This window comes from Microbacterium caowuchunii (assembly GCF_008727755.1).
In the GTDB taxonomy this organism is placed as follows: domain Bacteria; phylum Actinomycetota; class Actinomycetes; order Actinomycetales; family Microbacteriaceae; genus Microbacterium; species Microbacterium caowuchunii.
Genome location: NZ_CP044231.1, coordinates 3,228,773 through 3,251,402 on the forward strand (window position 1 = coordinate 3,228,773; position 22,630 = coordinate 3,251,402).

The window sequence follows — 22,630 nt, forward strand, 5'->3', positions numbered from 1 at the left end:
AGATGACGATCACGCCGACACAGGTCCCGGTACGCCGACACCCCGGAGGGGTCACACCATGCTGACCGCGGTTGCGGACGGGGTGCTCGTTCACCGGAGCGCATTGCTGCAGAACAACACCGTCGTGGTCGTCGGCGCCGAGGGCGTCCTGGTCGTCGATCCCGGCCTCACCGCAGCGGAGATGCGCTGCCTCGCCGACGATCTGCGTCCGTTCGGCCCCGTGGCGGCGGGCTTCGCCACGCATCCCGACTGGGACCACGTGCTGTGGCATCCCGTTCTCGGCGACGCCCCCCGGTACGGCACGGCCGCCGCCGCGGCGTTCCTGGAGGAGTTCCGCTCGCACACGGACTGGCGCGAGCGGGCCCGCGAAGCGCTACCGCCGGAGATCGCCGAGGATGTTCCGCTGGAGCCGTTCGGCCTCATCACCGGCTTGCCGCCCGGTACGGCGCGACTGCCATGGCAGGGGCCGGGGGTACGGATGCTGGAGCACTCCGCGCACGCCGTCGGCCATGCCGCGCTGGTCGTCGCCACCTGCCGCGTGCTGATCGGCGGCGACATGCTCTCGGACCTGTTCGTGCCGATGCCGGACATCGCGGGCGCTGGTGACCCCGTCGCCGACTACCTCGCCGGACTGCGGGTGCTGGAGGACGTCGCCGGGGAGGTGGACGTCTTCGTCCCCGGGCACGGCTCGGTCTGCGACGCGGTCGGGCTGCGCGAGCGGATCGCCCGGGACCGCGCCTACATGGTGGCGCTCCGCGACGGCGGACCGTTCGACGATCCGCGGATCGGCGATGCGGTGCCACCGGGATGGGAGTGGGTGGGCGACCTGCACGCCGCCCAGGTCGCGGCGTACGCCCGGCGGAGGGAGGGCACGCCGGGCGAGTCGTGACGCGGCCGGGCGATCAGGCGCGAATTCTGCGGGCAGATGTCCGGATCCGGGCGGTTCTCGACTTGCGTGTGTTCCGAGAACAGGGTGTCAACTACCTCTTGGCGGGCACCATCCGGGGGCTCGCGGCAGTGCGAGTGAGAGGAAAGTCAATGAAAAGCGTCAGAGTCGTTGTCCTGGTCGTGGTCGTGATCGGCTGGGTGGTCGCGGCGGGGAGCCTGGTCACCAGCATCGTCGATCCGCCGTCCCTGCCCGGGTTCGTGCAGAACGTGCTCGGGCTGTGGCCGGATCCCGGCACTCCCGCGAGCTGGACGGTCCGGATCGCGTCGATCGGCGTCGTGATCGTCGGCATCGTGGTGTTCCGGGCCCTGGGGAAGGTGCTCGCGCGTCGGGAGAGCGCTCAGGATGCCGCCGCGCGCGGCATCCCGGCCCCGAAGTAACGGTACGACCGTGGGGATCATGCGGGTGGCGCGAGGAATCCCTCAGCGGACCGTCACGACGACCCGAACACTGTCGCCCACATTCGCGAGGTGGACGCCGTCCACATCGGCGTCCACCCGCACCGTCCTCCCTGTTCCGAAGAAGACGGCGGATCCGGGGATCTCGACGCAGGGCCACACCTCCAAGAGGTCGAGGATCTGCCGGCGGGTCGCATCCGCGAGTGCGCGGTACACGTCCGTCAAGCTGCACACAATGTGCAAGCTGCTGCTTGCCTGTCAAGAGGTGCGGGCAGGCGCGGTTGACATCCCCGGCGCCATGCTCCCGTACGGAGCCACGAGATCGCCCGGCTCGTGGCGTTCCTGGCCAGTCCACTGTCATCGGCCATCAACGGTGCGGCGGTGCGCGCGGAGGGTGGCGTGCTGCCGACCCTTCTCTAATCAGGTGGGCATCACCGCGCGCGCGACCATCGCGGGGTCTTGCAGCATTCCGAGGTGGCCCAGGTCGAGCATGCGCACGGGCCACCCTGCAGTCGCGGCGATGCCCACCTCGTCGGCGTAGCCGCTTCCGAATGCCACGTAGCTGCAGACGAGTTCCGCCGACCACTTCCGGGGCGCCGAGATGTGCGACGAGAGGTAGGCCGCGGGGACGGAGGGCGCGCTGGCGTCCACCTGCGCGAAGGTGGCGTCGTCGGGAAACAGCGGGCGGACGCTCTCTTGCGGCCACCACCGGGTCCACGGCGGCAGCATGCCACGCCTCGCGGTGGCCAGCAGCATGCCGCGCATCCGCGCGGGCATCACGGGCCACGTGCCACCGCTGAGCGGCGGGATCACCGCGTCGAGGAACACGATCCGCCTGACCGCCGATCCCGCGGCGACCGTGGGAACGAAGTTGCCGGCGTTCGAATGCGCGATCGCCATGGTTGCGCCGAGTCCCGCCGCCGCGTCAGCGTACGCCTCGCCGACCGCTTCCGGGCTTCCGACGGACGTCGGAGCGACCCGCTCGGCCACCAGTCCTCGCTCACGCAACGCTGAGACGAGGGGGTCCATCACGAACCCCGGAAGGAAGACGCTCCCCATCACGATCACGCGGTCCACGGCGAGATCCTCGGAACATCCGCACCAAGGGTGCCCACGGTGACTACATCCCGGCTGCCATGTCGGTGAAGCGGGAGAAGTGACCCTGGAAGGCGATCTCGAGCGTCGCGGTCGGACCGTTACGGTGCTTGGCAATGATGAGGTCGGCCTCGCCCGGACGGACTTCCTTGTCGTAGACCGAGTCGCGGTGCAGCAGCATGACCATGTCCGCGTCCTGCTCGATCGAGCCGGACTCACGCAGGTCGCTGACCTGGGGACGCTTGTCCTGGCGCTGCTCGGACCCACGGTTGAGCTGCGAGAGCGCGATGACCGGCACCTGCAGCTCCTTCGCGAGCAGCTTCAGCGCGCGGGAGAACTCACTGACCTCCTGCTGGCGCGACTCCACCTTCTTGCCGCTGGTCATCAGCTGCAGGTAGTCGATGATGACCATCTTCAGACCGACCCGCTGCTTCAGGCGGCGGCACTTCGCGCGGATCTCGACGAGCGTCATGTTCGGGCTGTCGTCGATGTATAGGGGCGCGTCGTTGATGCGTCCGCGGGTCGCGGCGACCGTCGTCCAGTCCCGCTGATCGAGGGTTCCCTTGCGCATGTTCTGCAGCGGGATGGCGCCCTCGGCGCTCATCAGACGCATCGCGATCTCGCTGCGCCCCATTTCGAGGGAGAAGAAGATCGTGGGCATGCCGTGCTTGATCGCCGCGGCGCGGGCGAAGTCCAGCGCGAGGGTCGACTTTCCCATTGCGGGTCGCGCGGCGACCACGATCATCTGTCCGCCGTGCAGACCATTGGTGAGTTCGTCGAGCTGGGCGAACCCGGTGGGGATACCGGTCATCGAGCCGTCCCGGCCACGGGCCGCCTCGATCTCCTCGACCGCGGCGTCGACGGCGATGGTGAGGGGCACGTAGTCCTCGGCCGTCTCCGCGCCCGTGACGGAGTAGATCTCCGCCTGAGCCGAGTTGACCAGCTCGGTCGCCTCGCCCTGCCCCGCGTAGCCCATCTGCACGATGCGCGTGCCCGCCTCCACGAGCCGGCGCAGCAGCGCCCGCTCGGAGACGATCGTCGCGTAATAGCCCGCGTTCGCCGCGGTGGGCACGATCGAGGTCAGGGTGTGCAGATAGTCGGCCCCGCCGGCCCGCTGCAGATCGCCGGTCTTGATCAGCTCATCGGTGACGGCGATGACGTCCGTGGGCTCACCGTGCGAGTAGAGGGTGAGGATCGCCTCGAAGATGAGTTCGTGCTTGGGGATGTAGAAGTCGGAACCCCGGATGCTCTCGATGACGTCCGCGACGGCGTCCTTGGACAGCAGCATGCCGCCGAGGGTGCTCTGCTCCGCAAGCGTGTCGTGGGGTGGGGTGCGTTCGTTCTCGCGGGGTCCGCCCATGCGCTCCTGCGAGATGTCGGCGATGGACACGAGTGTCCGCCCTCCCCTTCTCCGCACTCCGGCGGTGTCGTTCTGGAAGCCTGCTCGAACCCTGCCCGTCGGGGAACGCGCGAACCGCGTCGCGAGGCCATCGTGGTGATGGAATCACGATGCTCGGACATGGGAATCGGGTGACGCCTTCGTCCCGTTCCGTACGGGTTCCCGTGAGGCTCACCCCACGGTAAGGTCGCCCCTCCCCAGACGCAAACTCACCTGTGGATAACTCTGTGGACAGACTGCGTGAAACGCCGTGCTACCTGTGTACAACTGCTGTGGATAACTCGGAGAGTGTGTCAGACTCGCACCGGATTCAACCTGCTGACCTGGGGTTTATTATTCCACAGGCCGATGGCGGGACTGTGATTAAACTCCGTCTTGAAGGTTGCGGCGTGGCGCGAGTTGTGCACAGGCGGCTGTGGGCAACAGCCCGTTCAGCGCCCCCTCCAGGAGCGCGCACCGTCACCCGCGGGATGCCACCCCGGGCGCCGACACCGGAGCTTCCAGCGGCGTTCTGAGGCGCCTCCGACGGGGTGCTCCGAACAGTTCCGCGCCCGGGAAAAACGGATGGCGCGGAGCCTCTCGACTCCGCGCCATCCGGCGTGCCCTGACGGGCCGGTACTACTTGGCGGCGACCACCTGAAGGGTGATCACGGCGGTGACGTCGTCACGCAGGCGAACGGTCGCCTCGTGGTCTCCCACCGACTTGATCGGGGAGGTGATGGTCACCTTGCGCTTGTCGATCTCGCCGACACCGGCGGCCTTGACCGCGTTGGCGACATCCTCGTTCTTGACCGAGCCGAACAGACGCCCTTCGGCGCCCGCCTTCACGGTCAGCTTGACCTTGTTCGCCTCGAGCGCGTCCTTCAGCGCCACGGCGTCCTCGTGGGCGTGGATCGCACGCGCCTCGCGGGCCGCACGGATGGAAGCGACCTGCTTCTCTCCGCCACGGCTCCAAGACACTGCGTAGCCCTGAGGGATGAGGTAGTTGCGGGCGTACCCGCTCTTGACCTCGACCACGTCACCGGCGCTACCGAGCCCGGTGACCTCATTCGTGAGAATCAGCTTTGCCATCGGATGCCCCTTAGCGGCCAGCGCCGGCGTAGGGCAGGAGCGCCATTTCGCGCGCGTTCTTGATCGCACGGGCGATCAGACGCTGCTCCTGCACGGAAACACCGGTGATACGACGGGCGCGGATCTTCCCGCGCTCGGAGATGAACTTGCGAAGCGTGGGGACGTCCTTGTAGTCAATGACGCCAACGCGGATCGCCTTCGCGGGAGCAGCGTTCTTCGCGCCCTTCCGCGGCTTGCGGCGGTCGCCGCTCGACTTTCCAGCCATGTTGTTTCCTTAGGAATCGAGTCGGATGCGGTTCGTCACCGGCATCCGGAATATGAGATCAGAAGGGGGTGTCGTCGCCGTAGGTGCCCGGGGCTCCCCAGGCGTCGGCGCCGCCACCGCTGCTGCTGTTCGCGTTGCCTGCGGCCGAGCCGGGGGTCGCCCACGGCTCTTCCGCGACCTGGGCGCGGGCCTGTCCGCCACCGCCGCCACCGCCGCCGCTGCCACCTGCTGCGCGCGTCACCTGTGCGGTGGCGTAACGCAGGCTCGGGCCGATCTCGTCGACCTCGAGCTCGATGGACGTGCGCTGGTTGCCTTCACGGTCCTGGTAGGAGCGCTGCTTCAGGCGACCGGTCGCGATGACCCGGCTCCCCTTCGTCAGGGATCCCGCCACGTGCTCGGCGAACTCACGCCACACGCTGGCGCGGAGGAACAGCGCATCGCCGTCCTTCCACTCGCCCGACGCGCGGTCGAAGTTGCGCGGCGTCGACGCGATCGTGAAGTTCGCGACGGGCAGCCCGTTCTGCGTGTACCGCAGTTCGGGGTCGGCCGTGAGGTTTCCCACGACGGTGATGACAGTTTCGCCGGCCATGAGGCTTAAGCCTTTGCAGCCTTCGCGGGAGCAGCAGCCTTGCGGGCGGCCTTCTCCTCGGAGCGCTTCGCCTCGGCGGCGACCAGAGCGATGGCCTCTTCAGCGCGCAGGATCTTGGTGCGCATGATCTGCTCACTGAGCTTCAGCTGACGGTCGAGCTCCTGAGTGGCCTCGCTCGTCGCGGTGAAGTTGACGACGGCGTAGATGCCCTCGGTCTTCTTCTGGATCTCATACGCGAGCCGACGGCGGCCCCAGACATCGACGTTCTCGATCGTGCCACCATCATTCGTGATGACCTTCAGGAACTTGTCGAGGTTCGGGGCGACCTGACGCTCATCGATCTCGGGGTCGAGGATGACCATGAGCTCGTACTGGTGCGAGTGCGTCACTAACCCACCTCCTTCGGACTAGAACGGCTACCGGGCATTTCCCGGCAGCAGGAGGGTGCAATGCACGTTCTCCGGGCTTACGCGCGCTGGGGCGCTACCGGACAACCTCCACAGTCTAGCCGATGCCCGTCCCGGCCGCATCCGCGTCGATCCCGGGCGCCCGGTCCGAGCCGTCGCCGCCGGTCTGCGACCCGCCTATGTGCGGTGCTGCCCGGGGCTTCCCCCGCACAACTCCTGCAGATCCTGCCTTCCGGTCACCGCGAGGGCCGTCCTCCCGTCTCGTGCAGGAGTTGTGTCGACACATTTGTCGACACAGAGGAGTCGACACCGGGGAGAGGAGGCCGCCGACGGCCTCGGCGGGTCCGTCGCCGCGGAGGCGCCGGGTAGCGTGGCCGCATGGAATGGACCGCGGACGTCTCCTCCGGCCAGTGGCTGCGTGACCACCTCGACACACCCTGGCGCGGCACCATCCACGATGCGGTCCCGCGCGGGTACCCTGCCTACGCCCGGATCTTCCACCCCGCGACCCGGGACCGGCCCGTGGGGCGCCCCTGGCCGCCCCTTCCGTACGGTGCGCACCGGCGGGAGTGGGATGCCTTCCAGCAAGCGGACGTCGAGATCGACGTGGAGCGCGTCGGGTGGGCGCGGACCGCGGCGGCGATCGGCACCGCCTTCCACCCGCTGGCCCAATGGCAGGCGCTCGTCGCGCCCGCGGTGGTGGTGGAGCACGAGGACGGTCCCCGGGACGGCGCCGGATGGCGCTACGGCGAGCCCGTGCAGGGAGAGCTGGACGCCGATCTCCTCGCCCGCGTCTCGGGAGTCCTCGTCGCCCACACCGGCACCCCCGACCGGGGAGCGATCGCCCTGTGGGAGGGGTGGGGGGATCTCGTCGGCCATCTCGGAGTTACCCCCTCGCGGGCGTTCCTGCAGATGGCCTCGGATGGCGGCCCCGCCCGGGACGAGGCGCACGATGCTCTGCTCGCGCGCAGCATCCGCGATCCGCTGAACGACGCGTTCCGCAAGCCCACCTGGCAACCGGGCATCCTGTCCGACGACATCTCCCGCGGCCCGCGGTTGTCGCTCCCCGGGCGCGACTACGTGCTCTTCCAGGGGGACCTCGCCGAGTTCACCGCGCCGGACTGGCCGTTGCACGTTCCGTGGCGCGACCGCGCGGCCGAGGAGCACGGCTTCCCGCCGTCCGCGCACTCGCCGAGCCTGGTCTGGCCGGCCGACCGGGCCTGGGTACTCGTCTCGGAGGTGGACTGGGACTCGACGATCGTCGCGGGCTCCGCCGACCTCGTGGACGCGCTCTGCGCGACCGAAGGGATCGAAGCGCTCCCCGTTCCGGCGAACGCGTCGCTGCTCTGGGATGCGGATGCGGTGAACCGGTGAACCGGACCGGCTTCGATCCGTCCCCGCTGACCACGCCGGTCGTGAAGAGCGATCTGCGCGCCTTCTCCCGGGCGCAGCGAGCCGCAGGGACCGCACCGAGCCCGGCGGCCGGGATCGTCGTGGGCGCGGTGTTCCTGGTGGTCATCGCGCTGGTCGTCCTGCCCGTCTTCGTCGGCGTGACCGCCGCGTTCATCACCGCCGTCGCGCAAGACCGTGCGGGCCTGGGGTCGCTCCTCCCGGGCCTCGTGCTGGTCGCGATCCTCGCGGTCGCCGGGTTCTTCGGCATCCGCGGGCTACGCAGCTCCGGCGAGCGCGCGTACCGGATCGCCATGTTCGCCCGCGCGAACGGACTGAGCTACATCGGCCGGATCGACTCCCCGTCCCTCCCGGGGATGATCTTCGGGATCGGCTCGGGCCGACAGGCGTCGTACGTCGTGCGCGGGGAGAGACCGCGCTTCGTCGAGTTCGCCAACTACCGCTACACGACCGGTTCGGGCAAGAACCGCACCACGCACCGCTGGGGGTACGTGGCGATCCACCTCGACACTCCGCTTCCGCACATCGTGCTGGACGCGAAGGGCAACAACGGGCTGTTCGGCGCCTCGAACCTCCCGGCACGGTTCGATGCCGATCAGCGGCTCGGCCTCGAGGGGGACTTCGATCGCTACTTCACCCTGTCCTGTCCGAGCGGGTACGAGCGTGACGCGCTGTACCTGTTCACCCCGGACATCATGGCCCGCTTCATCGACAACGCCGCAGCGCTCGACGTCGAGATCGTGGACGACTGGCTCTTCCTGTACGCGAAGCGCGACTTCTCGACGACGGACCCCGCGGTGTGGGCGTGGCTCTTCGATGCCGTGGACGCGCTCCTCGACAAGCTCGCACAGTGGGGACGCTGGCGGGATGAGCGTCTCGCCGGGCTGCAGGATGCGGGCACGGCGCCGATGGATGCGGTCGCACCGGCCACATCCGGCGCGCCGTCATCCGCCCCGCCCGCCCTGCTCGGACCGCCCCCCGGTGTGGCCGCGGGGGGCAGGCGGCTGCGCCGCGGCATCCCGTGGGCCTCGATCGTCGTGGTGATCGTGTTCGTCGCCTTCTGGCTGCTCTCGCAGTCCGGATCCCTCTGGTCGTTCCTGCTGCCCTGAGCCCGCCCGTCCCGTCCCCCTCTTCCCGCGAGACTGCAGGCAAACCACGAAACGGATGCAGCCGCGCGCTGTCTCGTGGCGCGCGTGCAGTCTCGCGGGAGGAAAGGGAGAAGGAGAGCGGGGGGCTCAGGCCTGGGCGCGCCGCCACGCCTCCCGCCGCACCTCCTGCTCGACCGGATCGGGCACCGGCAGCGAGGCGATCAGGCGCTGGGTGTACGCGTCCTTGGGCGAACCCAGCACGTCCGCGGTGCGGCCCTCCTCGGCGATCCGGCCGCGGTGCAGCACCACGACGCGATGCGCCAGGATGTCGACGACGGCGAGGTCGTGCGTGATGAACAGGGTCGCGAAGCCGAACCGCGCCTGCAGCTCCGCGAACAGGTCGAGGACGCGCGCCTGAACCGACACGTCCAGCGCGCTGGTCGGTTCGTCGGCGATCAGCAGCTTCGGATCCAGAGCGAGCGCGCGGGCGAGCGATGCCCGCTGACGCTGGCCGCCGGAGAGCTCGTGCGGGAAGCGGTCCCCGAACGCCTTGGGGAGTTGCACCGCCTCCAGGAGTTCGTCCACCTTGTCGCGCGCGTCGGCGGCCGTGCGGGCGGTGCCGTGCACGATGAGGGGCTCGGCGACGCATTCCGCCACCGTGAGCAGCGGGTTGAAGCTCGTCGCCGGGTCCTGGAAGACGAAGCCGAGGTCCTTCCGGAGTCGGCGGAACCGCCGCTCCTTCATGCCGTTCATCTCCGCCCCGAGAACGCGCAGCGACCCGCCGGAGACGGGCGCCAGGCCGGCGATGGCACGGCCGATCGTCGTCTTCCCCGATCCGCTCTCACCGACGAGTCCCAGCACCTCCCCGGGTCCGATGCGGAAGCTGACCCCGTCGACCGCGCGGAAGGTCGGGGTGCCGAGCCGGCCGGGGTACTCGATCACGAGCGCGTCCGCCTCGACGACGGCCTCGTCCGACACGCTCGCCGGCGGCTGCCGGTCGACGATCTCGAGCCGGGGTACGGCGGCGAGCAGGCGCCGGGTGTACTCGTGCTGCGGAGACGCGAACAGCTCACGAGCCGGCGCGGTCTCGACGACCTCGCCGTTCAGCATGACCGCCACCCGATCCGCCAGATCCGCGACGACGCCCATGTTGTGCGTGATCAGCACGATGGCCGTGCCGAACTCGTCCCGCACACGGCGCAGCAGGTCCAGGATCTCCGCCTGCACCGTCACATCCAGTGCCGTCGTCGGCTCGTCGGCGAGGATGACGGTCGGTTCCAGGGCGAGCGCCATCGCGATGACGATGCGCTGCTTCTGGCCGCCGGAGAACTGGTGCGGGTAGTGGTCGATCCGCTTCTCCGGCTCGGGGATGCCGACCCGGCCGAGCATCTCGACGGCCGTCGCGCGGGCATCCTTCCGGGAGATCCTCCGGTGCGCGCGCAGCCCCTCGATCAGCTGCCAGCCGACCGTGAAGACGGGGTTGAGCGCGGTCGAGGGCTCCTGGAAGATCATGGCGGCCTTCGTGCCCCGCACCTTGCGCAGTTCCTCGCGCCCGATGGCGACGACGTCGATGCCGTCCAGCAGCACCGCACCCTCGGCCGTCGCGGTCTCCGGCAGGAGTCCCAGGATGGAGCGGGCGGTCACGGTCTTCCCGCTCCCGGACTCCCCCACGATGGCGAGCACCTCCCCGCGCTGCACGTGCAGCGAGACGTCGCGCACCGCGCGCACGTCCCCGCCATCGGTGGAGAAGGTGACGTCCAGTCCGCGGATGTCGACCGCGCGTTCGGTGTCGCTCGTGTGGGTCATCACTGCACTTCCCCGAGTTCTTCGCGGGCGGCCGGTTGCGTGGCCGCCACGGCTTCGGCGGGTGTCCGCGCCGCGCGGCGGCGGGCGCGCAGCCGCGGGTCGGCCAGGTCGTTGAGGCTCTCGCCGATCAGCGTGACCCCCAGGACCGTGAGGACGATGGCGATGCCGGGCGGGATGGCGGTCCACCAGATCCCGGCGGCCACGTCGCTGATGGACTTGTTCAGGTCGAAGCCCCACTCCGCCGCGGCAGTGGGCTCGATGCCGAAACCGAGGAAGCCGAGGGCGGCGAGCGTCGAGATCGCCTCGGAGGCGTTCAGCGTCACGACCAGCGGCAGGGTGCGGGTCGAGTTGCGCAGCACGTGGCGGAACATGATCCGGTTCGTGGAGGCGCCGATGACCTTCGCGGACTCCACGAAGGCCTCGGACTTCACCCGGACGACCTCCGCCCGCACGACCCGGAAGTACTGCGGGATGAAGACGACGGTGATCGATATCGCCGCGGCGAACACCCCGGGCCAGAGGCCGGACTGACCGCCGCTGATGGCGATCGCGACGACGATCGCGAGCAGCAGGGTGGGGAAGGCGTAGATCGCGTCGGCGACGACCACGAGCACGCGGTCCACCCATCCGCCGAGGTATCCGGAGACGAGCCCGAGCACGATGCCGAGGAACACCGAGAGGACGACCGCTACGACGACGACGTACAGCGCCGTGCGGGCACCCCAGATGACGCGCGAGAGCACGTCGTACCCGCCCACGGTCGTGCCGAGCCAGTGCGCGGCGCTCGGCGGCTGCTGGGCGCCGAAGTTGCCGTCCGCATCCGAGAGTTGCGCGAAACCGTACGGAGCGATCCAGGGCGCGAGGAGGGCGCACAGCAGGAAGACCGCGGTGAGCACGAGGCCCGCGACGAGCATGCCGCGCTGCAGACCCACGCTCTGTCGCAGCTGGTGGAGGACGGGGATGCGATCGGCGAGACCACGTGCAGCCATGATCAGTACCTCACCCTCGGGTCGATGAACGCGGCGATGATGTCGACGAAGAAGTTCGTGAGCGCGACGATGACGGCGATCAGCGCCACGATGCCCTGGACGGCGACGAAGTCACGCGCCCCGAGGTAGGCGGCGAGCTGGAACCCGAGCCCCTTCCACTCGAAGGTGGTCTCGGTCAGCACGGCACCGCCGAGCAGCAGGGCGATCTGCAGGCCGATCACGGTGATGATCGGGATCAGTGCGGGCTTGTAGGCGTGCTTACGGACGAGTCGGAACTCGCTCACTCCGCGGGAGCGCGCCGCATCCACGTACGGCATGTTGTAGGTGCCGATGACGTTCGTGCGCACGAGCCGGAGGAAGATGCCGGCGGTGAGCAGGCCGAGTGTGAGGGCGGGGAGCACCGCGTGCTCGAGCACGTCCTGGATGTAGGCCGGATTGCCGGTGGCGATCGCATCGAGCAGGTACAGCCCGGTGCCGCTCTCGCGGTTCAGGGCGATCTCGGTACGCACGTCGGCGCGGCCGCTGACCGGGAGCCAGCCGAGCCAGACGGAGAAGATCAGCTTGGCGACGAGGCCGGAGAAGAACACCGGCGTCGCGTAGAAGAGGATGGCGCTCACGCGGAGGACGGCGTCCGGCCAGCGGTCGCGGAGCGCAGCCGCCACCATCCCGAGGGGGATCCCGACGATGAGGGCCACCACGAGCGAGTAGAGCACGAGCTCGAGCGTCGCGCTGCCGTAGGTGACCAGCACGTCGGTCACCGGCTGGTTGTCGGTGATGGTGTTGCCGAAGTTCCCGGTCAGCACCTGGCCGAGGTACTCGAAGTACTGCACGATGATCGGCCGGTCGTACCCGGCCTCCGTGATGCGCTCGGCGAGCTGGGCCGCCGGCAGACGACCACCGAGGGCCGCGGTGATCGGGTCGCCGGTGAGGCGGATGAGGAAGAAGACCAGCGTGACCAGGATGAAGACGGTCGGGATCATCAGGAGGAAGCGGACGACGATGTAGCGGCCGAGACCGCCTCCGCGTCTCTTCCCGGTGGCGGCGAGCGCGGGTGGCGGCTGCTCGATGGACGCCACGGTGACGTCACTCGTCATGGGGGAACCAATCTGTGGGCCGGGGGGCGCCCGGATGTCGGCTGGACACAGGCCGATGGGGCGGTTCGGGGTGCGAACCGCCCCATCAGCGAGGGTGTCGTCCCTACTTGGTGATGGGAGCGAAGCGCAGCTTGAACGACGTGTCGAGGATGACCCCGTCCACATCCGTGCCGGCCACGGCGACCTGCGCGCCCTGCAGCAGCGGAACCGTGGAGAGGAGCCCTGCGACCCGCTCCTGGATGTTCTCGATCTCCTGCGTGCGGGCATCCGGATCGGTCTCGACGGCCTGCTGCAGGATGAGCTGCTCCGTCTCGGCGTCGCTGAAGTGGTTGCCCAGGAAGTTGTCCGTCAGGAAGAACGGCGTCAGGTAGTTGTCGGCATCCGAGTAGTCCGGGAACCAGCCGAGCTGGTACGCGGGGTACACGTCGGAGGTGCGGTCCTTGGAGTACTGCACCCACTCCGTCGATTTGAGGTCGACCTGGAACAGACCGTCGGCCTCCAGCTGCGACTTGACCAGCGCGTACTCGTCGCCCGACGAGGGGCCGTAGTGGTCCGGGCTGTACTGCAGGCTGAGCTGGACGGGCGTCTCGACGCCCGCTGCGGCCAAGCGCTCGGCCGCCTTGCCGGCATCCGGACCGCCGTCGCCGTCGCCGTAGAGGCCCTTGAGCGCCTCGGTGGCGCCGGCGAAGCCCTCGGGGACGAAGGAGTAGAGCGGCGTGTAGGTGCCCTTGTAGACCTGCTCCGAGATCGCCTCGCGGTCGACCAGGTCGGCCACGGCCTGCCGGACGGCGAGCGCCTTGGCCTCATCCGCCTCCGCCGTCGTGGCGCCGTAGGGCTGCGTGTTGAAGTTGAAGACGATGTAGCGGATCTCGCCACCGGGACCGTCGATGACCTGCACGTCGTCGTTCCCGCTGAGGTCGTCCACGTCCGTGGCCGACAGGCTGCGGTAGGCGACGTCGATGTCGCCCTGCTGCACGGCCAGCTTCAGGTTGGAGGACTCGGCGAAGTAGCTGAGGATGACGCCGCCGTTGACGGCCTCGTCCAGCAGACCCTGGTAGTTCTCGTTCGGGGTGAACTCGACGGTCTTGTTGAAGTCCCAGGAGGTGATCGAGTACGGGCCGCCGAAGGCGTTGGCGTCGACGATCTCCTGGTCGCTGGTGAGCTCGTCCGCGGCGAAGACCTCGTCGTCGACGATCGCGCCGGGGAAGCTCGTCAGGATGAAGGGGAAGACCTGGTCGTCCGCGGCCTTGAGGTTGAAGACGACCGTCGTCTCGTCGGGAGCGTCGACGCTCTCGAGGTTGTAGAGCAGGCTGGATGCGCCGTTCGGATCGGCGATGGCGAGGTTCCGGTCGAAGGAGAACTTCACGTCGGACGAGGTGAGCTCGTTGCCGTTCGCCCAGGTCAGGCCCTCGGGAAGGGTGACCGTGTACTCGGTCGGCGACGTGAACTCGGCGGTCTCGGCGAGGTCCGGGACGACCTCGGTGCTGTTGTAGTCGGTGTTCACCAGGTACGGGAATACCTGCGTCTGGACGGCGAGCGAACCGTTGTCGTACGAGCCCGCCGGGTCGAGCGTCGTGACCTTGTCCGTGGTGCCGACGATGATGGGTTCTCCGGATGCCTCGCCGTCGGTATTGCCGGAGCCGCCGCCGGCGCAACCGGCCAGGAGGAGAGCCGAAGCGCCGAGCGCTCCGGCCGCGAGACCGAGGCGCCCGCGCGTGCTGTGGTGCAGTGACATGTGTGTACCTCTGCTTTTGGGGGATCACCGCGCGGGATCGCGCGATGCATGGCGATCATCCTGAACCCACACGGGCGGCCCTGACAACAGCGCGGCACGATTCGTAATGAGACTGGAACTCCGATGCGCTGGCACCGGGTGCCGCCATCCGAGTCTTCTCCCACGTACGAGGACTACTCTTCGGGCGTACCCGAACGAAGGAGAACACGTGTACATCGTGACCAACCGCATCACCGTCGCCCCCGAGAACGCCGAGGCGTTCGAGCAGACCTTCGGCGCGTCGATGCGCGACAACCTGGCCGGCGTCCAGGGCCTCACCCGCGCGACCCTGCTGCGCCCCGAGGCCGACGGACTGCCGTACGTGTCGACCATGGAGTTCGACTCCAAGGACGACTTCATGGCATGGATGCGCTCGGACTCGTTCCGCGCCTCGCACTCCGACAAGAACGCGAACAGCCTGGCCAGCCAGTCCGCCGTCGAGCAGCACACCGTCATCGAGGTCGTCTCCGCCTGATCCGCCTGCGGGACGGTGCCGGAGCAGTGCCGTCCCCGGCAGGGGTCACCGCGGCGGGGCCGCGGGCTTCGGCGCGAGACCGAAGTACTCCAGTTCCGCGTCGTTCAGCATCCGGGAGCGGATGATGAACCGGTTGCCGGTGGGCCCCTCCACGCTGAAGCCCGCACCGCGCCCCGGCACCACGTCGATGGTGATGTGCGTGTACTTCCAGTACTCGAACTGCGCCTCGGAGATGAACACCTCGATGGGGTCGAGACCCCTCACCTCCAGCTCACCGAGTTTCACGTCGCTCGGCCCGGTCAGGAACATCCCGACGGGGTAGCACATGGGTGCCGAGCCGTCGCAGCATCCGCCGGACTGGTGGAACATGAGCGGACCGTACTGTTCCGTGAGCGGCCGGAGGAGATCCCCCGCCGCCTCGGTGACGTCCACGCGCTGGTACGTGCCGATGCCGACCATCCCGCACCCTCCCTCTCTCGCTCTCTCGTACCCAAGCCCCGTTCCCGGGCCCCGTTCCCGCGAGACTGCACGGTACGCACGAGACGGAGCGTGGCGACATCCGTCTCGTGCCCCGCGTGCAGTCTCGCGGGATCAGGCGCTCCGGATCAGAAGAAGCCCATCGGGCCCTCGGCGTACGACACCAGCAGGTTCTTCGTCTGCTGGTAGTGATCGAGCATCTTCAGGTGGTTCTCCCGCCCGATGCCGGACTGCTTGTAGCCGCCGAACGCCGCGTGCGCGGGGTACTGGTGGTACGTGTTCGTCCACACGCGCCCGGCCTCGATCCCGCGGCCGGCGCGGTAGGCGATGTCGCCCGAGCGGCTCCACACGCCCGCGCCGAGCCCGTACAGCGTGTCGTTCGCGAGGGAGATGGCGTCGTCGAAGTCCGAGAAGGACGTCACGGACACCACCGGACCGAAGATCTCCTCCTGGAAGATCCGCATGTCGTTCGTCCCCTCGAACACGGTGGGCGCGACGTAGTAGCCCTCGCTCAAGTCGCCCCCGAGGTCCACCCGCTCGCCGCCGGCGAGCAGCTTCGCCCCGCCCTCCTTGCCGATCTCGATGTAGGACAGGATCTTCTCGAGCTGGTCGTTCGACGCCTGTGCGCCGAGCATCGTGGCCGGGTCCAGCGGGTTCCCCTGCACGATCTTGCCGACCCGCTCGAGTCCGTCGCCGAGGAACTGGTCGTAGATCGAACGCTGGATGAGGGCGCGAGAGGGGCAGGTGCACACCTCCCCCTGGTTGAGGGCGAAGAACGTGAAACCCTCCAGCGCCTTGTCGTAGTACGGGTCGTCCGTGGAACGGGCGACATCCTCGAAGAAGACGTTCGCGCTCTTCCCGCCGAGCTCGAGCGTGACCGGGATGAGGTTCTGCGAGGCGTACTGCATGATCAGCCGGCCGGTGGTGGTCTCCCCGGTGAAGGCGACCTTCCGGATGCGCTTGTGCTGCGCGAGCGGCGCCCCGGCCTCGATCCCGAAGCCGTTGACGATGTTGACGACCCCGGCCGGCAACAGGTCGCCGATGAGGTCGAACAGGAACAGCAGCGACGCCGGGGTCTGCTCGGCCGGCTTCAGCACGACGCAGTTGCCCGCGGCGAGCGCCGGGGCGAGCTTCCACGTCGCCATGAGAATGGGGAAGTTCCACGGGATGATCTGGCCGACCACGCCCAGCGGCTCGTTGAAGTGGTAGGCCACCGTGTCCTCGTCGAGCTGGCTGAGCGAGCCCTCCTGCGCGCGCAGCACCCCGGCGAAGTAACGGAAGTGGTCGACCACCAGCGGGATGTCGGCACCGAGCGTCTCCCGGACCGGCTTGCCGTTCTCCCACGTCTCGGCGACCGCGATCATCTCGAGGTTCTGCTCGATGCGGTCGGCGATCTTGTTCAGGATGACGGCGCGTTCGGCGGGCGTCGTCTTCTTCCACGAGGCGAACGCCTGCCAGGCGACGTCGACGGCACGGTCGATGTCCTCGCTGGTGCCGCGACCGACCTCGCAGAACGGCTTGCCGGTGATGGGCGTGATGTTCTCGAAGTACTGTCCCTTGACCGGCTCGACGAACTCGCCGCCGATGTAGTGCCCGTAGCGGGACCGGTATTCGGCGAGTGCGCCCTTCTGGCCGGGGGCGGCGTAGACGCTCGAGACGCCCTCTTCGACGATGGTCATGTGTGTCTCCTTCGACGTTGCATGAGTGGGCGACAGCCCTGTCGCCCGGATGCCGCCACGGTAGGCCGCGCGACGTTGCATCCGGTTGCACCCGCCGGTGTCCGGGGGTCAGGACGCTTCGAGCCGCTCCAGGCGCGCAACGAGCCCCGCGCGGCGGGGCGAGCGGGGCGGCAGCATCGCCAGGCACAGGCGCAGCAGCTCGACGTCGTCCGCGCCGGCATCCGTGTCGACGAACGCGAGCAGCACATCGATCCGGGCCTCGCTCATGAGCGCCTCGCGCAGGGCGCGACGAACCGAATCCCGCACCTCCTCGACGCCCGGTGCGAGCGAGTCCGGCAGCACGTCACCGCGATATGCCGCCAGCGCCACGCGGTGCGCGCCCCGATCCAGCAGCGACATCATCTCGTGCGCGTCGGTCCGCACCTCGGCACCGAGCCGGTACGGGCGTGAGGAGATCTCCAGGAAGGGCGCGGCGTCTTTCAGGACCTTCCGCAGCCGCACCACCTCGGACCGGACGGTCACCGCCGCCGACGGGTCGCCGTAGAGCAGTTCGCCCAGCCTCTCCGCGGAGACGCCCTGGCGATGCGTGGTCATCATCAGCATCAGCTCCGCGTGCCGCACGCTCAGTTCGGTCGCCGTCTCGAGTCCTTCGCCCGTCACCTCGAGCACCGCTCGGTCCCGTCCGAGCACCCGCAGGATCGCCCGCCCCGTGCTGGTACGGCGGGGCGGTCGGCGGACCGGTCCAGGGTGCTCCGCCCGTGCGCGGAGCCGCCCCACCAGGAGCTCGCCCTCGATGGCACGGGCCGTCGCGTCGACCAGCAGCCGTGCCTGGGGCGTCACCGCCTCGAGGCCCCCGGTCACGTCGATCACGCCCAGCAGCCGGCGCGTCTCGGGGTCGTGCACCGGCGCCGCCGTGCACGACCAGGGGTGCACGAGGCGGTTGAAGTGCTCTGCCTGCCGGATCTGCACGGAACGGTCGAGCGCGATCGCCGTGCCCGGTGCCGCCGTCCCGACCACGTCCTCGGACCAGTTCGCGCCGGCGACGAAACCCATGTCGCCCGTCAGCGTCCGCACCCGGCGGTCCCCCTCGACCCAGAGCAGCCGGCCGGCGGCGTCACCGACGGCCACCACCACCCCGGACTCGGTCGCCTCTCCCGGCAGCAGCAGTCCGCGCACCATCTCCATCACGCCGGCGAGGGGATGCGTGCGCCGGTACTCCGCCAGCTCCTCCGCGCTCAGATCGAGCGGGGGCGGCGCCTCGGCCCCGACCAGGTGCGCGAGCGAACGCCGCCAGGAGTCGCGCACCAGATCGCGTACGGCGCGCAGTCCTTCCTCACCCGCGTTCCCCGTCACGAGGTCCTCGTGGGCGCGCTCGATGATCAGTCGAGAGGTCTCGGGCGATCCCTCCGGCTGCAGCGACCAAGGCGAGGACATCGTGCTCCGATCGACGTCGGTGGAGCGTGCGTCCAGTGTAGGCGGGGATGCCGGCGCAGTGGCGGGCGGATCGGGAGCGGTCTGCCTCAGTCGCGCGCAGCGACATCCAGGTTCTCGCTCGCCCACTTCCCGAGTTGCTGCAGTACGGGGATCAGTTCGCGGCCCTGCCGCGTGAGCGCATAGGTGACGGACACCGGTGGCCCGGGGTCGACTTCACGGAGGACGAGCCCCGCCCCGGCGAGTTCCGACAGGCGGTCGGAGAGGACGGCGTCGCTGATCCGCGTGACGGTGCGCCGCAGGGTGACGAACGAGAGCGGGCCCTTGCTGAGCGCGTCCACGATCATCCCGCTCCAGCGCTTGCCGAGGATCGAGAACGCCAGCGAGATCGCCGCGTCGCACTCGGGTGCCTCGTGTTCTTCCGCCGTCACCCCCTCATCGTATCGTGCTAGTGTCCCCGTAGCCGCTTTGCTTTTCTTAGTGACTATTGTTTACGAGATCGGAGTTTCGATGACCCTCTTCCGCCTGGACGCCAGCATCCTGCCCGCGACCTCCGCCAGCCGAGAGCTCGGCGATCTCGTCGAGGCCGAATGGGCCGCGGCGCATCCCTCCGTTCCGGTGCAGCGACGGGACCTGGCCGACGAGCCGGTGCCGGCGACGGCCTGGCGTGACGCGGTGCTGGGTGGTTTCGCGCCGGAGGCCGAGCGCACGCCCGCGCAGTCGGCGGCGCTCGCGCTGGCTCGCACCTTCGCCGATGAGCTGCTGAGCGCCGATGCGCTGCTGTTCACCGTGCCTCTCTACAACTACGGCGTCTCCCAGCACTTCAAGACGTGGTTCGACCTCGCCTACACGGTGCCGGGCATCGACCCGCAGGGCACCGAGCTGCGCGGCAAGCCCGCCACGCTCGTGACCGTCCTCGGCGGGAACTACGCCGAGGGTTCACCCAAGGAGGGCTGGGACCACTCGACCGCGTGGCTCCGGCGCGTCCTGGAGGACGTCTGGGGGCTGGACCTGCGCATCGTGCACCGGCCGTTCACGCTCGTGGGCGTGAATCCCGCCCTCGACGCCTTCACCGAGACCGCCGCGGAGTTCAAGCGCACCGCGGAGTCCGCGGCCGTGCGATCCGGCCGCGAGATCGCCGCCCGGGTGGCCTGAGACCCTACCCCGGCGTGCCCGCGGGCCGCGCGACGCACCCGCGGGCACGCCGGACGCTCATCCCCGGGCAGACCACCAGGTGCGCAGTCGCGCCTCGGCCTCCTCCGGGCCGAGCGGGCCCTCGTCGAGCCTCAGGTCCAGCAGGAAACGGTAGGCCTCGCCGACCTCCCGGCCGGGCGGGATGCCGAGGATCCGCTGGATCTCGTTCCCGTCGAGGTCCGGGCGGATGGAGTCGATCTCCTCCTGCTCGCGCAGGGTCACGATGCGGTTCTCGATGTCGTCGTACGCGTGCGCGAGACGGGCGGCCTTGCGCTTGTTGCGCGTGGTCACGTCCGCGCGGGTGAGGATGTGCAGCCGGTCGAGCTCCGCGCCGGCGTCGCGGACGTAACGGCGCACCGCCGCATCCGTCCACGCCCCCTCGGCGTAGCCGAAGAACCGCAGGTGCAACTCGATCAGGTGGGTGACGCTGTCGATCGTCGCCGCGTCGAAGCGCAGCTCGCGCAGGCGCTTGCGCGCCATGCGTGCCCCCTTGACATCGTGGTGATGGAAGGTGACGCCGCCGCCCGCCTCCAGCTTGCGCGTCGAGGGTTTGCCGATGTCGTGCAGCAACGCCGCCAGCCGCAGCGGCACGTCCGGAGCCTGATCCGGGAACCGGAGCGCCTCCAGTTCGATCGTCTGCCGCAGCACCGTCAGCGAGTGCTCGTACACGTCCTTGTGGTGGTGGTGCTCGTCCACCTCCAGGCGCAGCGCCGGGACTTCGGGGAGGAACTGCTGCATCAGGCCGGTCTCCACCAGCAACCGGATGCCGCGGACCGGGTCCGGTGTCTGCAGCAGCCGTACGAGCTCGCCCTGGATGCGCTCCGGGCTGACGATCCGGATCGTCTCGCGCAGCTCCTCGATCGCCGACACCGTGCCCTGGTCGACCTCGAACTCGAGCTGGGAGCTGAACCGAGCGGCGCGCAGCATCCGGAGCGGGTCGTCGCCGAAGCTCACCTGCGGGTCGGTGGGCGTGCGGAGGATCCCCGCCAGCAGGTCCTCGACGCCGCCGTTCGGGTCGACGAGCGCGGGACCGGGAACGCGCAACGCCATCGCGTTGACCGTGAAGTCGCGGCGCACGAGGTCGTCCTCGAGCGTGTCGCCGAAGGCGACCGTGGGTTTGCGCGTGACGCCGTCGTAGCTGTCCGCGCGGTAGGTCGTGATCTCGACCTGCTCACCGGCGATGCGCGCGCCGATCGTGCCGAAGGCGCGCCCGATGTCCCACTGCGCGGTCGAGATCGGGGTCACGATCCGCAGGATGTCGTCGGGACGCGCGTCGGTCGTGAAATCCAGGTCGTGGGTGGGTCGGCCCAGCAGCGCGTCACGGACCGGGCCCCCCACGATCGCCAACTCGAATCCGGCGTCCGCGAACGCGCGGCCGAGCGTCGCAACGACGCGGGATTCGGCGAGCGCGCCCAGGCGCGCCATGCCTTCGGCCATGTTCAGCATGCTTTCGAGCCTAACCGCCGGGTGCGCTCCGCCCGGTCCGGCCGGCCCGCCTCCGGTCGCCCGGACCGGGTCCCGCCCCGTTCGGGTGCACCGTCACAGGAAGCGCAGCATCCCCGTCAGCAGCAGCTCGCGCACCCGGGGCAGGAGGTCCTGGCGCAACGCCTCGGCATCCGCCTCCAGGAGCTCCGCGATCGCGTCGATGAGCACGCCGACCGGCAGGTCCCCGTCGCAGGCCCCGACGAGCCCGGCGAGCGCCGGGTCGACGTCCTCCGTGCGCGCCAGACCGCCGCCCTGACGCAGCTCCAGCACGCTGGGCGCCTCGGCGCCGGGAAGATGATGACGCGCCTCGGTCACATCGCCGGCGACCTGCAGGACGGATGCCGCGATCCCGGCGTCGTCCAGTCGGGCCAGTCGCTCGGCGGTCGTCAACACCTCCGCGATGTGCGAGCCGAGGTGCGCCGTGTCCACGTGCTGCGGCACCCGTTCGAACCGGGCGAGACCGGGGATATCGGCCAGCACGACCCACCCCATCCCGATCCCGTCCACCTTCCGGGCGGAGAAGTCGTCCAGCCAGGCGTCCATGAGCGCCTGATGCTCCGCCGTGCCCGGGCGGGTGCCTCCGTCGCGCACCCACAGCTCGGCGTAGCGCACCGGGTCCAGATGCTCGCGTTCCACGACCCATGCCCCGAGACCCGCGGTCCACCCGCGGACGCGCTCCAGGCCGGGCACCCCCGGGGCGTCCTCCCAGTTGCCCAGCAGCCGCGCCGAACCGCCGGGAGCCAGGTGTGCGGCGACCTGGCCGACCACCTGCGCCATCAGCGCGTCCCCGGTCGCCCCGGCGTCCCGGTACTCGTACTGCGGCACGCCATCCGTGCGCGGGGTGATCACGAAGGGCGGATTCGAGGCGATCAGGTCGAACCGCTCACCGGCCACCGGCTCGAACAGGCTGCCCAGGCGCGTGTCGATGCCGCCGAGGCCGTTCAGCTCCGCGTTCAGGCGGGTGAACCACAGCGCACGCTCCGAGATGTCGGTCGCCACCACGTCATAGCCGCGGCGACGCAGGTGGAGGGCGATCACCCCGCAGCCGCAGCCGAGGTCGAGCGCCCGCCCGGAACCGGACGGCGGCAGCATGGCGGCCAGCGTACGGCCGGCGCCCCCGACGCCGAGCACATGATCGGCGCGCAGCGGGAACACCCCGGCGAGCTCGTCCAGATCGCTCGCGATCCAGCCCGGTTGCTCGTCGAACTGATGCGGCCGGATCGCGACGAGCGGCACGACCAGCCCGTCGCGACGGCTGAGCACCCCCATCTGCTCGGCGCCGGTCAGGCCCAGCCGCGGAAGTGCGTCGGCGACGGATGCCGCGGGCATCGCATCACCCAGGACGAACAGGCGCGCGAGCGTCGCCGTCGGGTCGTCCGTGCTCCCCCGCAGCGCCCGTCGCGCCGGCGCCGCGTCGCCGCGCTGCAGCGCCTCCAGGGCGGGGACACCGACCCGGATCCGCAGCCGCGCATCGCTCGGGCCGCCCTCGGCGAGGTCCTCGGCGAGCAGTCGGGCGTGGGCGGAATCCATACCGACCATTCAACCGTTCCGGCAACCC

Annotated in this window: 23 protein-coding genes; 6 read left to right on the forward strand and 17 right to left on the reverse strand. The window is 69.7% G+C overall.

Annotation, left to right across the window (positions count from 1 at the left end; all coding sequences use genetic code 11):
• The first annotated feature begins 58 nt into the window (after positions 1-58).
• Together F6J84_RS15180 and F6J84_RS15185 are read left to right on the forward strand one after the other, a co-directional pair.
• A complete protein-coding gene (locus F6J84_RS15180; RefSeq protein WP_150974579.1) occupies positions 59-889 on the forward strand; it encodes an MBL fold metallo-hydrolase in 831 nt (276 codons plus the stop codon).
• A 149-nt stretch (positions 890-1,038) separates the two neighbouring features.
• Positions 1,039-1,326 (forward strand): hypothetical protein, encoded by a 288-nt coding sequence (locus tag F6J84_RS15185; RefSeq protein ID WP_150974580.1) that lies wholly within the window; start codon positions 1,039-1,041, stop codon positions 1,324-1,326.
• 42 nt (positions 1,327-1,368) lie between these two features.
• On the opposite strand, the gene F6J84_RS15190 is transcribed toward F6J84_RS15185, so the two are convergent.
• The 7 genes from F6J84_RS15190 to rpsF all read right to left on the reverse strand — a co-directional run bounded on the left by F6J84_RS15190 (position 1,369) and on the right by rpsF (position 6,125).
• On the reverse strand, positions 1,369-1,560 hold the full coding sequence (locus tag F6J84_RS15190; protein ID WP_238702537.1) for a hypothetical protein: 192 nt from the start codon (positions 1,558-1,560) through the stop codon (positions 1,369-1,371).
• Positions 1,561-1,764: 204 nt separating this feature from the next.
• Positions 1,765-2,421 (reverse strand): hypothetical protein, encoded by a 657-nt coding sequence (locus F6J84_RS15200; RefSeq protein WP_150974582.1) that lies wholly within the window; start codon positions 2,419-2,421, stop codon positions 1,765-1,767.
• A 43-nt stretch (positions 2,422-2,464) separates the two neighbouring features.
• Positions 2,465-3,829 (reverse strand): replicative DNA helicase, encoded by a 1,365-nt coding sequence (gene dnaB, locus F6J84_RS15205; protein ID WP_150974583.1) that lies wholly within the window; start codon positions 3,827-3,829, stop codon positions 2,465-2,467.
• A gap of 627 nt (positions 3,830-4,456) precedes the next feature.
• On the reverse strand, positions 4,457-4,909 hold the full coding sequence (rplI, locus tag F6J84_RS15210; RefSeq protein WP_150892758.1) for a 50S ribosomal protein L9: 453 nt from the start codon (positions 4,907-4,909) through the stop codon (positions 4,457-4,459).
• Positions 4,910-4,919: 10 nt separating this feature from the next.
• Positions 4,920-5,174, reverse strand: a complete 255-nt coding sequence (rpsR, locus tag F6J84_RS15215; protein WP_047544025.1) for a 30S ribosomal protein S18 — start codon at positions 5,172-5,174, stop codon at positions 4,920-4,922.
• Positions 5,175-5,232: 58 nt separating this feature from the next.
• A complete protein-coding gene (locus F6J84_RS15220; protein WP_150974584.1) occupies positions 5,233-5,763 on the reverse strand; it encodes a single-stranded DNA-binding protein in 531 nt (176 codons plus the stop codon).
• A 5-nt stretch (positions 5,764-5,768) separates the two neighbouring features.
• On the reverse strand, positions 5,769-6,125 hold the full coding sequence (gene rpsF / locus F6J84_RS15225) for a 30S ribosomal protein S6 (protein ID WP_150892915.1): 357 nt from the start codon (positions 6,123-6,125) through the stop codon (positions 5,769-5,771).
• Positions 6,126-6,548: 423 nt separating this feature from the next.
• Between rpsF and F6J84_RS15230 the strand changes: the two genes are divergently transcribed.
• Together F6J84_RS15230 and F6J84_RS15235 are read left to right on the forward strand one after the other, a co-directional pair.
• Entirely contained in the window at positions 6,549-7,544 is a 996-nt protein-coding gene (locus F6J84_RS15230; RefSeq protein ID WP_150974585.1) for a hypothetical protein, read from the forward strand.
• Complete coding sequence (locus tag F6J84_RS15235; RefSeq protein ID WP_150974586.1) at positions 7,541-8,689, forward strand: hypothetical protein; 1,149 nt, start codon at positions 7,541-7,543, stop codon at positions 8,687-8,689. Before F6J84_RS15230 ends, F6J84_RS15235 begins: the two co-directional genes overlap by 4 nt.
• A 126-nt stretch (positions 8,690-8,815) precedes the next feature.
• Here the strand turns inward: F6J84_RS15235 and F6J84_RS15240 are convergent, their stop codons facing one another.
• The 4 genes from F6J84_RS15240 to F6J84_RS15255 form a co-directional block, all read right to left on the reverse strand.
• Positions 8,816-10,474, reverse strand: a complete 1,659-nt coding sequence (locus F6J84_RS15240; protein ID WP_150974587.1) for an ABC transporter ATP-binding protein — start codon at positions 10,472-10,474, stop codon at positions 8,816-8,818.
• Positions 10,474-11,463 carry an ABC transporter permease gene (locus tag F6J84_RS15245; RefSeq protein ID WP_150892763.1) on the reverse strand — a complete coding sequence of 330 codons (990 nt, stop codon included), beginning with the start codon at positions 11,461-11,463 and terminating at the stop codon, positions 10,474-10,476. The genes F6J84_RS15240 and F6J84_RS15245 overlap by 1 nt, the downstream gene beginning before the upstream one ends.
• A gap of 2 nt (positions 11,464-11,465) precedes the next feature.
• Positions 11,466-12,557: an ABC transporter permease gene (locus F6J84_RS15250; protein WP_150974588.1), complete on the reverse strand. Its 1,092-nt coding sequence runs from the start codon at positions 12,555-12,557 to the stop codon at positions 11,466-11,468.
• Positions 12,558-12,660: 103 nt separating this feature from the next.
• Complete coding sequence (locus F6J84_RS15255; RefSeq protein ID WP_150974589.1) at positions 12,661-14,292, reverse strand: ABC transporter substrate-binding protein; 1,632 nt, start codon at positions 14,290-14,292, stop codon at positions 12,661-12,663.
• Between the two features lie 208 nt (positions 14,293-14,500).
• On the opposite strand from F6J84_RS15255, the gene F6J84_RS15260 reads away from it, so the two are divergent.
• Entirely contained in the window at positions 14,501-14,806 is a 306-nt protein-coding gene (locus F6J84_RS15260; protein ID WP_150892766.1) for an antibiotic biosynthesis monooxygenase family protein, read from the forward strand.
• Between the two features lie 45 nt (positions 14,807-14,851).
• Here the strand turns inward: F6J84_RS15260 and F6J84_RS15265 are convergent, their stop codons facing one another.
• The 4 genes from F6J84_RS15265 to F6J84_RS15280 form a co-directional block, all read right to left on the reverse strand.
• On the reverse strand, positions 14,852-15,265 hold the full coding sequence (locus tag F6J84_RS15265) for a DUF779 domain-containing protein (RefSeq protein ID WP_150892767.1): 414 nt from the start codon (positions 15,263-15,265) through the stop codon (positions 14,852-14,854).
• Between the two features lie 146 nt (positions 15,266-15,411).
• The gene (exaC, locus tag F6J84_RS15270) at positions 15,412-16,962 is read right to left on the reverse strand and encodes an acetaldehyde dehydrogenase ExaC (protein WP_150974590.1); all 1,551 of its coding nucleotides are present in this window, start codon (positions 16,960-16,962) and stop codon (positions 15,412-15,414) included.
• A 108-nt stretch (positions 16,963-17,070) separates the two neighbouring features.
• Positions 17,071-18,396, reverse strand: coding sequence for a sigma-54-dependent transcriptional regulator family protein (locus F6J84_RS15275; protein ID WP_150974591.1), 1,326 nt, complete (start codon positions 18,394-18,396; stop codon positions 17,071-17,073).
• Positions 18,397-18,482: 86 nt separating this feature from the next.
• On the reverse strand, positions 18,483-18,824 hold the full coding sequence (locus F6J84_RS15280; RefSeq protein ID WP_150974592.1) for a winged helix-turn-helix transcriptional regulator: 342 nt from the start codon (positions 18,822-18,824) through the stop codon (positions 18,483-18,485).
• Between the two features lie 79 nt (positions 18,825-18,903).
• On the opposite strand from F6J84_RS15280, the gene F6J84_RS15285 reads away from it, so the two are divergent.
• A complete protein-coding gene (locus F6J84_RS15285) occupies positions 18,904-19,548 on the forward strand; it encodes an FMN-dependent NADH-azoreductase (RefSeq protein ID WP_150974593.1) in 645 nt (214 codons plus the stop codon).
• A 57-nt stretch (positions 19,549-19,605) separates the two neighbouring features.
• Here F6J84_RS15285 and F6J84_RS15290 read toward each other — a convergent pair whose 3' ends face one another.
• Together F6J84_RS15290 and F6J84_RS15295 are read right to left on the reverse strand one after the other, a co-directional pair.
• Positions 19,606-21,033 (reverse strand): CCA tRNA nucleotidyltransferase, encoded by a 1,428-nt coding sequence (locus tag F6J84_RS15290; protein ID WP_150974594.1) that lies wholly within the window; start codon positions 21,031-21,033, stop codon positions 19,606-19,608.
• Between the two features lie 93 nt (positions 21,034-21,126).
• The gene (locus tag F6J84_RS15295; protein WP_238702538.1) at positions 21,127-22,602 is read right to left on the reverse strand and encodes a N5-glutamine methyltransferase family protein; all 1,476 of its coding nucleotides are present in this window, start codon (positions 22,600-22,602) and stop codon (positions 21,127-21,129) included.
• Positions 22,603-22,630 lie beyond the last annotated feature (28 nt).